The following is a 15,227-nucleotide window of genomic DNA, read 5'->3' as shown; positions in this document are numbered from 1 at the left end:
TTATCAGGGCCCAATAATATTGGGCCCTTTTTAGATTCTAATTTGGCGTAAAACCTTTATCTTTCATTTATACCGCCTAGAATCTATCCAAATTCCAGAAATGGGAGCTTTAATGCTGTCATTTCAACAATAATTAAAATCAAAATGTAGAAGATGAGGTAATTATGGTATTTGTTGAACTGTTTGTTGTTCTGTTCTTTATTTTTATAGGGGCCAGAATTGGTGGCATTGGCATTGGGTTTGCTGGTGGCGCAGGTGTTATCGCACTATCACTCATCATGGGAGTACCGACTAGCCAAGCGTACATACCTGTCGATGTTATTCTGATCATCATGTCTGTGATTACAGCAATTGCTGCTATGCAAGTTGCAGGTGGTATGGATTGGTTAGTTCAAATCGCAGAAAACTTTTTAAGAAAACACCCTGAACGCATTACTTTCTACGCTCCGATTGTGACTTTCTTTATGACGTTACTAGCGGGCACAGGACACACAGCTTTTTCTACGCTTCCTGTCATTGCAGAAGTAGCTAAAGGCCAAGGTGTTCGCCCTTCTCGCCCTCTTTCTATTGCGGTTGTTGCTTCGCAAATCGCCATTACTGCTTCGCCTATATCAGCGGCAGTGGTTGCTTTTGCAGCCATGCTTGCGCCGTTTGGCGTCGACTACATCACTCTGCTTGCAGTCTGTATTCCAACCACATTCATTGCTTGTATGATCGGTGCATTTGTTGCGAACTTCATGGGTGGAGAACTGAAAGACGATCCCATTTATCAAGAACGTTTGGCACAGGGCCTTATCAAATTAAACACTGAGGAAAAACGCGAAATTTTGCCTACCGCAAAACGTGCAACGTTCATTTTCCTAGCAGCAATCTTATTTGTCGTTTGCTACGCAGCAGCGATTTCAGGCTCTGTTGGTCTTATTGAAAACCCAGCTCTTGGCCGAAATGAAGCCATTATGTCGGTTATGTTAGCGGCAGCCGCGGCCATCGTATTGTTCACTAAAATCGATGCGGCAAAAATCCCAGCGGCGGCAACATTCCGCTCTGGTATGACAGCCTGTGTTTGTGTACTTGGTGTGGCATGGCTTGGTTCAACTTTTGTTAACGCTCACGTCGACAGCATTAAAGATGTCGCTGGCGCGCTACTGGCTGACTACCCATGGATGCTAGCCTTAGTGTTATTCTTCGCATCAATGTTGCTCTACTCGCAAGGTGCGACAACGGTAGCTCTTATGCCAGCAGCACTGGCGATCGGTGTTGCACCGTTAACGGCGGTAGCATCTTTTGCCGCAGTAAGTGCCCTGTTCGTTCTACCGACTTATCCAACATTGCTAGCAGCAGTAGAAATGGATGACACAGGTTCAACTCGCATAGGCAAGTACGTGTTTAACCACCCGTTCTTTATTCCTGGCGTGGTGACCATTTCGTCTTCAGTTACGTTAGGCTTTATTTTTGGCGGAATGATCCTTTAGCCGTAATCAGTCTTTACGAGCATCACTTTAGATGCTGATATAAATATAGGGGAGCTTCGGCTCCCTTTTTTCATTTTTCTGATATGTCATTTGAAACTTATTGAGCAAATAATAGGTCTGATTGAGTTACACTAGCCTCAACTTAATCTGCGAAGCAATTGATATGCGCTCAATATTTTCGGTACTGATCATAGCCATGATCACGTGGTCTTCCCCTTCTTGGGCTTTATTTGGTAACAATGACCAACCAAGCTTCACACCAGACAGTAATCAGTTTGTAACGGTTTCTGAAGCCTTTCCTTTTAACTTCATCCAGCACTCAGACAAGGTTGAACTAGATTGGCAAGTCAAAGAAGGCTATTACCTTTATCAAGATAAAATCAGTATTAGTGCGTCTGGTGCAACCATTGACGGCATTGAAATGCGGGATGGCAAACCTTACCAAGATGAGTTCTTTGGCAAGGTTCAGATCTACACGACCCCACTTTTGGCAACGGTTTCACTTAGCGATGTAGCCGAAAACGGTGAACTGACCGTCCGATATCAAGGCTGTGCAAAAGCCGGATTTTGTTACCCACCAGAAATCATTAAGGTTCCACTTTCTTTAATCGGTAACGGTGAATCATTAAGAGCTGAAAAACAGCAAATAGCCAAACCTGTGCAACAGGGTAAGCAATCATCAACGCAGCTAAATGATGACAACAAACAAAGTCGCCCTTCTCAGGCCGACACCTTTACCGATAAACTGGCCAATAATTGGTGGACGCCGCTGTTGTTCTTTGGTCTAGGTATTGGTTTAGCTTTCACGCCATGTGTTCTCCCTATGTACCCTATTTTAACCAGTATTGTACTCGGCAGTGGCAAGCTCAATCATCGCAGAGCGCTGACATTATCATTTATTTATGTGCAAGGTATGGCGCTCACTTACACCTTACTGGGCTTAGTCGTGGCCTCTGCCGGTTTGCAGTTTCAAGCCGCCATGCAACACCCTTATGTATTAGTCGGGTTAAGTGTTTTATTCGTGGTACTGGCACTGTCTATGTTTGGTGTGTATACCTTACAGCTACCAAGCACCCTGCAAACCAAGCTCAACCAGCTAAGTAACCAACAACAAGGTGGCAATAATGTTGGTGTATTCGCTATGGGGGCAATTTCTGGATTAGTTTGCTCTCCATGCACAACGGCTCCTTTATCCGGTGCTTTGCTTTACGTTGCACAAAGTGGCGACATGCTCACTGGAGGTGTAGCTCTTTACGCACTCGCAATCGGCATGGGAATTCCACTAATAGCGGTCGCTGTATTTGGTAACAAGTTACTGCCAAAAGCCGGAGGCTGGATGGACAAGGTCAAAATTGCCTTTGGTTTTATTTTATTGGCCGCTCCAATCTTTTTATTAGAACGCATCGTGCCTGAATTGTGGTCACAGGTGTTATGGTCTGCACTTGGTTTGTCGGCATTCGGCTGGCTATACCATGCAAAAAATACCCTACCGTTTGGCGGATGGAAGCAAAGTATTGTCGGTATCATTGCTGTACTTGGTCTTGTCGCATCAGCATTACCCGTGCTCAACCACTGGATGGCACCACAACAAGCAGCTCATGAAGTCTCTGCACCACAATTTATCCGAGTGAATAATGTGGCGGAACTTGAGTCAGAGCTGTTACGAGCAAAGCAAGCTGGAAAACCGGTTATGCTCGATTTCTATGCTGACTGGTGCGTGGCCTGCAAAGAATTTGAGAAGTATACTTTTCACGAAGAAAAAGTCGCTGAGAAGCTGAATGATTTCGTGTTACTGCAAGCCGACGTCACTAAAAACCAAAGCCAAGACATGCAGTTACTAAAAAAACTAAAAGTACTTGGTTTGCCAACTATCGATTTCTGGGATGCCCATGGAAACTACATGGCACAAAAAAGGCTCACTGGCTTTATGAAAGCTGAGCCATTCCTTACCCACATCAACAAACTCTAGTTCAATATAAAAGAGACCGGAGTCCGGTCTCTTTCCTCCTCTTAGACAGGAAATATCCAACACAAAAAAATTGCACAGTTGTGAACGTAGCGTTTCATCGAATACACCCCACACATTCACATTTTAGAAAGAAAAATCAGGCAATAAGCGCATTGTAGTTGTTGCTTATGCTGGCGAATGTTTATACTAAATTTAACTAATATTTAAAGAGTGTATAACGTCATGGATTCGACCTACACCATCATCATTGCCGACGATCATCCGCTTTTTCGCAATGCTCTATTTCAATCAGTACACATGGCGATCAGTGGCGCAAATTTGCTTGAAGCTGATTCTCTAGATGCCTTGCTATCGCTACTCAAAAAAGATCAAGAGCCCGACCTTTTACTTCTCGATCTCAAAATGCCCGGAGCGAATGGACTCTCAGGCCTCATTCACCTACGAGCCGAGTATCCAGATTTACCCATAGTGGTTGTATCAGCCAGTGAGGATGCCAGCATCGTCACGCAAGTAAAAAGCCATGGTGCATTTGGTTTCATCCCTAAATCAAGCGATATGCGCGAGCTCGTCGCCGCTCTGAATCAAGTGCTCGGCGGAGAACCTTTCTTCCCAAAAGATCTGATCACCAACAATCAAGCTTGCAACGATTTGGCCCAAAAGATTGCCGCGCTCACTCCGCAGCAATACCGTGTGCTCGGCATGCTTTCTGATGGATTACTTAACAAGCAAATTGCTTACGAACTTCACGTATCTGAAGCGACCATCAAAGCCCATATGACCGCAATATTTCGTAAACTGGGGGTTAAAAACCGTACTCAGGCAGTCATATTGCTGCAACAACTCGAACCTGAGCAGTAAGCGTTTACATTGCTCTTACATACCGAACTCAGTTAAGTGGTACACTCATTAATTACTTAGCTGACGTTTTTTCTGTCGGTTAATTATCCCTCTGTTTCATCAAACTCTGGGAGGCCTCTGTGCTCAGTATTATCATTACCCAATTTATCGTTCTATGGGCTGTTATCGACCCGATCGGATCAGTCCCTGTCTATCTTTCTCAAACTCATCACCTCACGCAAAAACAACGTCGCTTAGTCGCATTAAAAGCCATCGCTATTTCTGCTGGTGTCTTGTTGTTCTTTCTAGTCGCTGGCCAGTTGGTACTCGAAGCCATGCAAATTCCTTTGCCGGCTTTCCAAGCGGCGGGCGGTTTGGTACTACTGCTATTTGCATTGACCATGATTTTTGGTGAAAGCAAGCCCGAACAAGAACAGAAAATGGCAGAAGAGATCACTCGTTCCGATTTAGCCGATCTTGCTGTGTATCCATTGGCCATTCCGTCCATCGCCTCACCGGGTGCCATGATGGCGATCGTGATGCTCACTGATAATAATCGCTATGCCTTAGTTGAACAGTCGATCACAGCCGCGGTGATGCTTGCGGTTTTGCTGATCACATTATTACTGCTATTAGGGGCTACTCATATTCAAAAAGTCATTGGTAATGTGGGTGCCGCGATCATCAGCCGAGTGATGGGGCTAATACTTGCAGCAGTTGCGGTCAATAATTTGCTACTTGGGATCAAAGATTTCTATATGTAGCCTTAGACCTTTGGCTAAGTTAACATTAAATTAACATCACACTTCACTATCACAACCCCTCTAAACGCCCATTTTATGGGCGTTTTTTAATTTTAACGCCCCGACTAAAGTTGAAAAGATCTCTGGACACAAGCCTGTTAGTGTTAACCATGTAACATCTGATTAACACGACCGATAGCGAAAGGAGAATGCAATGGCGTTCGAATCAACGGAACATGCACAGGCGTACTGGAAAGAAAACCTAGGGATCATGGGCTCATTATTAGCCGTCTGGTTCATTGTGTCGTATGGCGCAGGCATCTTATTTGTCGACGCACTGAATACGATTCAGTTTGGTGGATTCAAACTAGGGTTTTGGTTTGCACAGCAAGGCTCGATATACACCTTCGTTGCCCTGATCTTTATTTACGTTGCTCGCATGAATGCGCTCGACAAAAAATATAACGTACAGGAAGACTAAGAGGCTAAAGAAATGGATATTCAAACTTGGACGTTTATTCTCGTCGGTATTACATTTGCAGTATATATCGGCATCGCAATCTGGGCTCGTGCTGGGTCAACCAGTGAATTCTATGTTGCGGGCGGTGGTGTACACCCTGTCGCGAATGGCATGGCAACCGCTGCTGACTGGATGTCGGCTGCTTCTTTCATCTCCATGGCTGGTATTATCTCGTTCGTTGGTTACGACGGTGCGGTTTACCTAATGGGTTGGACGGGTGGTTACGTACTGCTTGCTCTTTGTCTTGCACCTTATTTACGTAAATTTGGCCAGTTCACCGTGCCAGATTTCATCGGTGAGCGTTACTACTCCCGAACAGCACGTATGGTAGCGGTATTCTGTGCGATCTTCGTATCGTTCACATACGTTGCTGGTCAAATGCGTGGTGTTGGTGTTGTATTCTCACGTTTCCTAGAAGTCGACATTAACCTCGGCATCATCATTGGTATGGGTATTGTGTTCTTCTACGCAGTGCTTGGTGGCATGAAAGGCATCACTTATACGCAGGTTGCTCAATTCTGTGTTCTCATTTTCGCTTTCCTTGTACCAGCAATCTTTACTTCAATCATGATGACAGGTAACCCACTTCCACAAGTTGGTATGGGGTCAACCCTAACGGGCACCGATGTCTATTTATTGGATAAACTCGATGGTTTAACCGAAGAACTCGGATTCACCGCCTATACCGAAGGTAATAAGAGCATGGTGGATGTATTCTTCATCTGTGCCGCTCTTATGGTTGGTACAGCCGGTCTGCCACATGTAATCATTCGTTTCTTCACAGTGCCACGTGTACGTGATGCTCGTATCTCAGCAGGTTGGGCACTACTGTTCATCTCTTTGCTATACACAACAGCACCGGGTGTGGCTGCGTTTGCTCGAGTTAACATGATTGAGACAATCAATGGCCCAGAAATGAAAGGTGTGGCGGCTGAAAATGCCCCTAGCTGGTATAAAAACTGGGAAAGCACAGGTCTAGTTGGTTGGGAAGACAAAAACGGCGATGGTAAGATGTTCTACTCTGGTGATGAGCGTAACGAGATGAAAATCAACCGTGACATCATCGTACTGGCATCCCCTGAGCTTGCGAAACTTCCTAACTGGGTAGTTGCTCTACTGGCTGCGGGTGGCTTAGCAGCCGCACTATCAACGGCAGCAGGTCTACTACTGGTAATCTCAACATCTATCTCTCATGACTTACTGAAGAAAGGCTTCAGACCGAACATGACAGATAAACAAGAGCTACTGGCCGCACGTTTGGCCGCGATGGTTGCGATTGTTGGTGCAGGTTACTTAGGTATTAACCCTCCAGGATTTGTAGCGCAGGTGGTGGCGTTCGCATTCGGCTTAGCCGCTGCTTCCTTCTTCCCGGCTATCATCCTCGGTATCTTCTACAAGAAGATGAACAAGGAAGGTGCTATCGCAGGTATGTTAAGCGGTATTGCATTCACAGCAAGTTACATCATCTACTTTAAGTTCATCAACCCAGCAGCAAGCTCACCTGAAAACTGGTGGTTCGGTATCAGCCCTGAAGGCATCGGTACGCTAGGTATGTGTTTGAACTTTGTAGTATCGATTGTTGTGAACAAATTTACTGCTGAAGTACCAGAAGACGTACAAGAAATGGTTGAGTCTATTCGTTACCCTAAAGGTGCAGGTGAAGCTCACGACCATTAATAGTGTGGATTAGTTGTAGGGATTAACCCTCACTAAAAGGCCGATGCAATGAGCATCGGCCTTTTCGTTTCTTAACGATAAATGCAGTTCAACCATATAAGCCAGACATGCTATGCCAAACATGCCCATTCAATTCGATCATAGTAACCCAAACAAACTAATAGCTATAAAAAATCAAATGAAACCGTTAACAAACAACAAGTTAATTACATGCAATCTTGACCATGTCAGTTTAATCATTCAGGGAGGGTTACCATAACCCAAAAGCAAACCAACCTGTTCTATGAGTGCATTATTTAAAATAAACACCGACACAGTTGGCGATGAGTCCAATCATTCAACAACCCGCTTATCGTTTACTTAACTCGATTCAGTATGGCTCTTAGTTTTAATGGTTTAACAGGCTTCGCAATAAAACTGAAGCCATTAGTCTTAATTGTTTCCAATAAATCATCGGTTCTATCGGCACTGATGATGACCCCGAAAAAGCTGTCGCCTAACCTTAAACGACACTGTTGAAGCACTTCTAGGCCCGTGCGGTCATGGTCTAATCGATAATCGGAGAAGATCACTTCAGGAACCCAATCCTCTTCCAGTGCTTTTAAGCTACCAATAAGATCTTCCGCAACTTTCACCTCACAGCCCCAACGCTCTAATAACGTTCTCATACCCGTTAAAATTTCTGGTTCATTATCCACACAAAGCACTCTAATTCCGGCAACATCACTGACTACGGGCACGATCGGTGCTTCTAATTTCACTTCAGCAATATCAGCACGATTTAACGCAACCGAGAACACCGTCCCTTCACCAAGCCAAGAGCGCAATGAGATAGAGTGATCCAACACTCTTGCAATACCCTTTGCAATCGCTAGGCCCAAACCTAGACCTTGATCGGCGCGACCAGCATCCACCCGAGTAAACTCTTCAAAGATCATGGCTTGTTTTTCTTTTGCTATGCCAACACCATTATCCCAAACCTCAATTCTGATCTGCTTACCCACCCTCCGGGCACCCAATAAAACCTTACCCTTGGGGTTATAGCGAAATGCATTAGTCAAAAAGTTTTGTAACACTCGGCGCAGTAACCTTGGGTCGGATTGCACCAGAAGATTAGACGGCACCATGGTAAATTGTATGCCCTGCTCTTTGGCTAACGCGCTGAACTCGGCATTCAAATTGTCCAAAACGTCATTGAGTGAAAATGCATGGACGTTAGACTCAAGCTTGCCCGATTCCAAACGAGAAATATCCAATAAGTCACCAATCAAATCTTCTGCCGCTTCTAGCGCACTTTCGATATGATGAGACAAACGCTGAGTTTCACCATCTTTTGCGGTTTCCGTTAAGGAAGAAGCAAACAACCTAGCGGCATTCAATGGCTGCATCAGATCATGGCTCACTGCGGCGAGAAAACGACTTTTTGAATGAGATTCAGATTCTGCACTTTGCGTGGCTACTACCAATCGTTTATTCAAGCTTTCCAACTCTTGGGTACGAGATCGAACGCGAGACTCTAGGTTTTCATTGGCTTCTTTTAACGCTTTTTCTGTTTCATGGAACACCGTAATATCAGTGAAACTCATGACAAAGCCCCCACCGGGCATCGGATTACCTTGCACTTCAATATAACGCCCGTCAGGTCGGACTCTTGAAGAGGTGTGTTGTGAGCCTCGCTCTAAATGCTCAACCCGTCGTTGGACTAATTCTTCTGGGTCACCAGGGCCACACAAACCTTGAACCGCGTTATGGCGGATGACATCGGCAATGGGTCGCCCAACCTGAATTAAACCAGCAGGGAATTCAAATAACTCCAAATAACGCTGATTCCAAGCCACCAGCCTCAATTGCTTGTCGACCACGGTGATCCCTTGGCTAATATGCTCGATGGAGCCTTGCAGTAGTCCTCTGCTAAAGTCATACAGTTCAGACGCTTCATCAACAATGGTTGCCACGTCTTCCAACTGCATGTTTCTACCTTGCAAGGCTGAAGTAAGTACTAACCTCGCTGAAGATGCACCAAACACCCCAGCTAACACACGCTCGGTATGACGGATCAATGCGGAAGATGCCTGCTGGTTAGGCATCAGCTGACCACCATGATGATGCCAAAACTGAGTAAATGCACTGCGAACCCGAGTGCGGCCAACAAACCGAGAGGCCAACATTTCCAGTTCCGCCACCGTAACTCGGCTTTGATATAGGCTCACATTTTCACTTTCTGGCAGCGGAGCACCGACAAATGCAGCTGACTGTAAGCGCTCACTTAGGCTCGCTCTTGTCACCAATGAAACCGCGATATAACACAAGGAATTTGCTACGAGACTGAGTACCATTCCCCAGTCAGAGTTAGCTAAGTTAAGTTCCGACAACCATTTAGGAGGTTCAATTAACCAAAGCAATACATTAGTGCCACTGCTTCCGGCAAGCATCGAGGTCTGGCTCATTAACGTAATCAACCAAATCGTGAACCCCACTAACAGACCAACGTACACCCCTTTTCGATTACCGATCCGCCAATACATGCCACCAATCAATGCTGGAGCAAACTGCGCGATAGCGGCAAAAGAGAGTAAACCAATCACAGAAAGTGAACTGATGCTGCCAAGGATTTGATAAAAGCCCCACGCACCAGCTAACAAAATAAGGATCAAAGTGCGGCGAATATTAAGCAACAAACCAGAAAAATGATGATGAGTACGTTCATTCAGCCGCATTCGTCGTAGCAACAGTGGCAAGACCAAGTCATTGGAAACCATGATTGCGAGCGCTATCGTCGACACAATAACCATGCCTGAAGCGGCAGAGGTCCCACCCAAAAACGCCAACAATGCGACACTGTCGGCTCCCATTGAAAGCGGTAAGCTGATCACAAATGAGTCAGCACTTGCGCCGGAAAGTAGCCCTTGTCCTGCCCATGCAATAGGTAAAACAAACACGGCCATCAGCAATAAATAAGCCGGAAAAAGCCAGCGAGCGGTATGCAAATCCTGTGGTTTTTCGTTCTCCACCACCATGGTATGGAACTGACGAGGCAAACAAATAATGGCAGCCATGGTTAAGATGGTATGGATCAGAAGCGTCGGAATATTTGGCGATTGGTAGGTCTGCTTTGCAACTTCAATTAAGCCGATATCTTCAGAGTTCAGCGCAATGTAGGTGATAAAACACCCAACAGCTAGGAAAGCAAATAGCTTAACGATGGACTCAAACGCCACCGCCATCATCATACCGCGGTGATGCTCTGTGTTATCGATATGGCGAGTACCAAATAACATGGTGAATACCGCAAGCGCGACCACCACAAACCAAGATATGCTGCTATCTTGGTAGCCAAAATCTGTCATTAAGCTGGGCGCAACCAGTTCTAACCCCATAGTGATGCCGCGCAGTTGCAATGCTATATAAGGCAGTATTCCCGCCACTGCAATCAGGGTAATAGTGACGGCTAATCCTTGAGATTTACCATAACGAGCCGCAATAAAGTCGGCAATAGAGGTAATGTGCTCGCGCTTAGCAATTAAAATAAGCCGTGCTAATAAACGCCAGCCAAGGGTAAATACCAGAATCGGAGCCGCATAGATGGGAATGAACGACCAAGGATTTGCACTGGCCTGTCCAACCGTGCCATAAAACGTCCAAGAAGTGCAGTAAACAGCAATAGACAAACTGTAAATCCAAGGACGCCAACGAGATAACCATTTAGTTTGCCTGTCACCATACCAAGCAATCAGAAACAGCACGCCTAAGTAGGCTAATGATACGGGTACTACAATCCAACCTTGCATTGATGCCATCCTTGCGTCAATTACGGATCCCAATCGATGTCATTTAAACAGAAAAAATGAAGCCGATCAGTGCGATAAAAAAAGGCCAGAGATTAACTCTGACCTTTAGTGTACCTGTGACTATTTTTTAAGCTCAATTTATTCAGTCTGAATTTGTGGCTTAACTACAGATTTCTTTCCATCAACACGCACAAACAACGCTAAGACACCCATCGCTGCCATTACCCAGAAAACATCGGCACCCCATGTCGAGTAACCCCATCCACTGAATGCCGTCATGGCCGCAATAAATGCCCCAAGCGGGATGGCATTATATAAGGATTGCAACGCCACCATTTTTCGCTCGCTTTGGCTTTGAATAAATTGGATTGCTGCTATGTGTGCCATGGCGAACGTCACCCCGTGCAGTAACTGCACCACCACTAAAGCCCAGATATCAACCGTTGAAGCCGTTAAACCCCAACGCGCAATCACCCCTAAAGAAGCCACCACAAACAAAGAACGTAAACTCCAGCCCGCAAATAATTTCGCGCTCAGTGCAAACACACCGATCTCGGCGATGACGCCTAAACTCCATAAATAACCGATAATGTCTTCGCCAATACCAGACTCTTTCCAATAGATAGAGCTAAAACCGTAGTAAGCGGCGTGACTGCCCTGAATAAGCGACACCAATACCAAGAACCTTACGATTGGCATTTCAGCCAGCAAGCTCATCAATTTTGGCCTAACCACATCTTTTGGCTGCTCTGATACCGGCATTAAATTTGGATTACGCATGACAAACACCATCGACATCACAACACCAAACAATGCCGTATATAAAATCATGTCGGTGCCAAATTTTGCAACCAGATAACCCACAACGGTAGAACCTGCAACAAAAGCAATCGAGCCCCATAAACGAGTTCGGCCATAATCGAGCATTTTCAATTTGCTGTAGTAGTTCGCCATCGCATCGGACAGAGGGACGATCGGTCCACAGCACAGGTTAAACAAAATGGTCGCCACCGCCAGCAACCAAAAGTTGGCTCCGGTAAAGAAGTGAACCCCTATCGCAAGCACACTGGCGGCACTCAACCAGCGTAACGCCGGAATAATTTGCTCTACACGATGAAGACGCGGAGTGATCACTAAGTTGGCAAAGCAACGAGTGGCAAAGCCCAACCCCATTAATAAGCCAACATCCGTTGCAGAAACACCACGATCTTCAAACCAAAGCGCCCAAAACGGTAAATACACTCCGTAGGCGAAAAAGAAACCGGTGAAATACTGAGAAATCCACCCATATGGTGAAGGTTTAACTAACATAGAAAATGGCCGCTACGGTAACAATAAAATTTGGCGCTATTATGACTTCAGTTGTGCAATTGAAAAAGAGAAGAAAACGATTTCTTTTTTTTCCCCCTTGAATGACGTTATTCAATGACGTTCATTAGACCAAAGTCGTCTGGAGCTTCAGCTAATCAATGTCAAACTAGAGTTAGGGTCACTCACACAAGTCTGCAGCCATGCCAGAAAAATTTAATATGAACGTGCCTCCTTTTGACAAACTGTCGGCACCACAACAAGACACACTAAAAAGTTCATTAGATGTCGCCTACTATAGAGAGCGAGACATCATTCTTCACCCCGCTCAAGAAAGCCAATTTCTGCATGTTTTGATTAAAGGTACGGTAGAAGAACGAGCAGCCGACGATTCGGAAGTCTTTGCGCACTACGCCCATGACGACCTGTTTGATGTGCGCTCATTATTCGACAATCACACCAAACACAAGTATCTCGCTTTAGAAGACACCCTAAGTTACTTACTACCCAAAAGCGTGTTTCTCGATCTTTATCATCAGAATGGTCAGTTTGCCGCTTACTTCGATAGCAATCTCGCCAAGCGTCAGCAGCTATTAGAAACCGCGCAACAGCAGCAAAACCTGGCTGAATTTATACTCACGAAAGTAGATGACAGTATTTATCACCCAGCGGTCATTTTAGCTCCTGACCAACCCTTAAATCAGGCAACAAAACTGATGAAAGAAAAAGGCATCGACAGCGCCTTAGTTCAACTTAAAGCCAATGACCCACGCTTGACCTCTAACAATAACCCTTATCCTTTTGGCATCATTACGCGAACCAATATGCTGCACGCCGTAATGTTAGAAGATCATCCGTTAGATACCCCAGTCGGTCACATTGCGACTTATCCGGTTTACTACGTTAAACAAGATGATTTCTTGTTTAACGCCATGATCACCATGACGCGACAAAAAATGAAACGCGTCATGGTATGTGATGAAGCTAAACCGCTTGGCATGCTCGATATGACGCAAATACTGTCGAGTTTTTCTACTCATTCGCATGTTCTGTCCCTTGCCATTGCTCGTTCAGAGTCAATTGAGGAGTTGGCCATTTCAGCCAACCGTCAGAGAAATCTAGTAGAAAGCCTATTTAATAACGGCATTCGTACCCGATTTATCATGGAACTCATATCAGCAGTTAATGAGCAGATAATAGAGAAAGCCTTTGAAATCATAGTGCCAAGCCCATTGCATGACCAACTGTGTTTTGTTGTGTTAGGTTCAGAAGGGCGTGGTGAGCAAATACTGAAAACCGACCAAGACAACGCATTGATCGTGAATGATGGCCTTGAATGGCACCAGTGTTCCAAAATTATGGACAAGTTAACTCATACCTTGTTGCAGCTTGGCTACCCCCTGTGCCCAGGCAAAGTCATGGTCAACAACCCTGAATGGGTAAAAAGCCAAAGCGAGTGGAAGAAGACCGTTTCATCCTGGGTCAATAAGGCACAGCCAGAACAGGTCATGAAAATTGCCATCATGGCGGATGCCAGTGCGATAGCAGGAAATAAACAACTGCTCGCCCCTATCAGCGAACACCTGAGTAACTTAATGGCCGACCAAGAGCTGATTTTGACGGAATTTACCCGCCCAGCATTGCGTTTCTCCTCACCCCTGTCTTTATTTGGCAACGTCAAGGCCTCCAAAAAAGGCCTCGATATTAAACAAGGGGGCATTTTCCCAATCGTGCACGGAATTCGAGCCTTAAGCCTAGAATACGCACTTAAAGAAAAAAACACCTTTGACCGAATCAGAGCACTGCAAGGTAAAAAGGTATTAGAACAACAAACCGCGGATAACCTCAATGAAGCCTTAAAGTTGTTCTTTAAGCTACGTTTAAGCCAACAACTTCATGATGACCATTCAAGCAATCACATCTCATTGAATAAACTAGACCGCTCAGAACGCGATATTTTACGCCATAGCCTACACGTGGTGAAAAAGTTTAAACAATGGCTAGGTTATCACTATCAAATCAGAGACTAAGAGCGAAAGGCGAAAGGCGAAAGGCGAAAGGCGAAAATGATCGCTAAATAAATCGTACCCAAGGAGAGTTATGAATAAATTACGCCGGCTATGGTGGCACTATAAACTGAAAGGTCACCGCTATCAGTGGCTTTTTAACACCCCAAGCAAAAGCGAATTTGTCTCACTCGATTGCGAAACTACCAGCCTAGACCCTAAACGAGCTGAGCTAGTGACCATTGCTGCAACCAAGATTGTGGGCAACAAAATCATCACTAGCAAACCTTTTCATGTCCGTTTGCAGGCACCTCAATCTTTGGATTCCAACTCAATTCGCATCCATAAAATCCGTCATCGAGATTTAAAAGATGGGTTAACCGAAAAACAGGCACTAATCGAACTGATTGCTTTCATTGGAAATCGCTCAATTGTCGGTTATCACATTCGCTACGACAAAACGATCTTGGATCTCGCCTGCAAAAGGCAACTTGGTTTTCCCCTGCCTAATCCTTTAGTGGAAGTCAGCCAAATCTACCAACAAAAATTGGAACGTCACTTACCCAATGCCTATTTTGACCTAAGTCTCGACGCCATCTGCAAACACTTAGATCTTCCCCTACAAGATAAGCACGATGCACTGCAAGACGCCATATCAGCGGCATTGGTCTACGTTAGGCTCACTTATGGTGACTTACCGGCACTTACTTCCGCCTCTGTTCGCTAAGCTCGCTATTTTGATCGAACAGTTCATCGCCTTGAATTTGCTTATTTACCCTCTATTTTTGCAGCACCTCGAAAAATTGATAATTAAATTCAAACAGCTACCACGCAAATCCATCATTCTCATCCTAAAGTCTAATTGTAGAAAACACGGGAGTAGCAGAAAGTTAGGACAAACCATTAG

Annotated in this window: 10 protein-coding genes; 8 read left to right on the top strand and 2 right to left on the bottom strand. The window is 45.2% G+C overall.

Annotation, left to right across the window (positions count from 1 at the left end; genetic code table 11):
* Positions 1–164 precede the first annotated feature (164 nt).
* The 6 genes from QWZ04_RS01145 to QWZ04_RS01120 all read left to right on the top strand — a co-directional run bounded on the left by QWZ04_RS01145 (position 165) and on the right by QWZ04_RS01120 (position 7,218).
* The gene (locus QWZ04_RS01145; RefSeq protein WP_290324219.1) at positions 165–1,472 is read left to right on the top strand and encodes an anaerobic C4-dicarboxylate transporter; all 1,308 of its coding nucleotides are present in this window, start codon (positions 165–167) and stop codon (positions 1,470–1,472) included.
* Between the two features lie 163 nt (positions 1,473–1,635).
* The gene (locus QWZ04_RS01140; protein ID WP_290324218.1) at positions 1,636–3,441 is read left to right on the top strand and encodes a protein-disulfide reductase DsbD; all 1,806 of its coding nucleotides are present in this window, start codon (positions 1,636–1,638) and stop codon (positions 3,439–3,441) included.
* Between the two features lie 222 nt (positions 3,442–3,663).
* Positions 3,664–4,299 (top strand): response regulator, encoded by a 636-nt coding sequence (locus tag QWZ04_RS01135; protein WP_290324216.1) that lies wholly within the window; start codon positions 3,664–3,666, stop codon positions 4,297–4,299.
* Positions 4,300–4,418: 119 nt separating this feature from the next.
* Positions 4,419–5,042, top strand: coding sequence for a MarC family protein (locus QWZ04_RS01130; protein ID WP_290324214.1), 624 nt, complete (start codon positions 4,419–4,421; stop codon positions 5,040–5,042).
* Positions 5,043–5,235: 193 nt separating this feature from the next.
* Positions 5,236–5,502, top strand: a complete 267-nt coding sequence (locus QWZ04_RS01125; protein ID WP_102523271.1) for a DUF4212 domain-containing protein — start codon at positions 5,236–5,238, stop codon at positions 5,500–5,502.
* 12 nt (positions 5,503–5,514) lie between these two features.
* The gene (locus QWZ04_RS01120; protein ID WP_290324212.1) at positions 5,515–7,218 is read left to right on the top strand and encodes a sodium:solute symporter family protein; all 1,704 of its coding nucleotides are present in this window, start codon (positions 5,515–5,517) and stop codon (positions 7,216–7,218) included.
* A gap of 356 nt (positions 7,219–7,574) precedes the next feature.
* On the opposite strand, the gene QWZ04_RS01115 is transcribed toward QWZ04_RS01120, so the two are convergent.
* Both QWZ04_RS01115 and QWZ04_RS01110 read right to left on the bottom strand, forming a co-directional pair.
* Positions 7,575–11,006 carry a PAS domain-containing hybrid sensor histidine kinase/response regulator gene (locus tag QWZ04_RS01115; protein ID WP_290324210.1) on the bottom strand — a complete coding sequence of 1,144 codons (3,432 nt, stop codon included), beginning with the start codon at positions 11,004–11,006 and terminating at the stop codon, positions 7,575–7,577.
* Positions 11,007–11,144: 138 nt separating this feature from the next.
* Positions 11,145–12,317: a 3-phenylpropionate MFS transporter gene (locus tag QWZ04_RS01110; RefSeq protein ID WP_290324208.1), complete on the bottom strand. Its 1,173-nt coding sequence runs from the start codon at positions 12,315–12,317 to the stop codon at positions 11,145–11,147.
* Positions 12,318–12,517: 200 nt separating this feature from the next.
* Between QWZ04_RS01110 and QWZ04_RS01105 the strand changes: the two genes are divergently transcribed.
* Together QWZ04_RS01105 and QWZ04_RS01100 are read left to right on the top strand one after the other, a co-directional pair.
* Entirely contained in the window at positions 12,518–14,344 is a 1,827-nt protein-coding gene (locus QWZ04_RS01105; protein WP_290324207.1) for a DUF294 nucleotidyltransferase-like domain-containing protein, read from the top strand.
* A 70-nt stretch (positions 14,345–14,414) separates the two neighbouring features.
* Positions 14,415–15,047, top strand: a complete 633-nt coding sequence (locus QWZ04_RS01100; RefSeq protein WP_290324205.1) for a 3'-5' exonuclease — start codon at positions 14,415–14,417, stop codon at positions 15,045–15,047.
* Positions 15,048–15,227: the final 180 nt, after the last annotated feature.

Origin of the sequence: Vibrio tapetis subsp. quintayensis, assembly GCF_030409945.1 — a bacterium.
GTDB lineage: Bacteria > Pseudomonadota > Gammaproteobacteria > Enterobacterales > Vibrionaceae > Vibrio > Vibrio quintayensis.
Note: the sequence above shows the minus strand (reverse complement) of the source record. Positions and strands in the feature narration are given on the sequence as shown.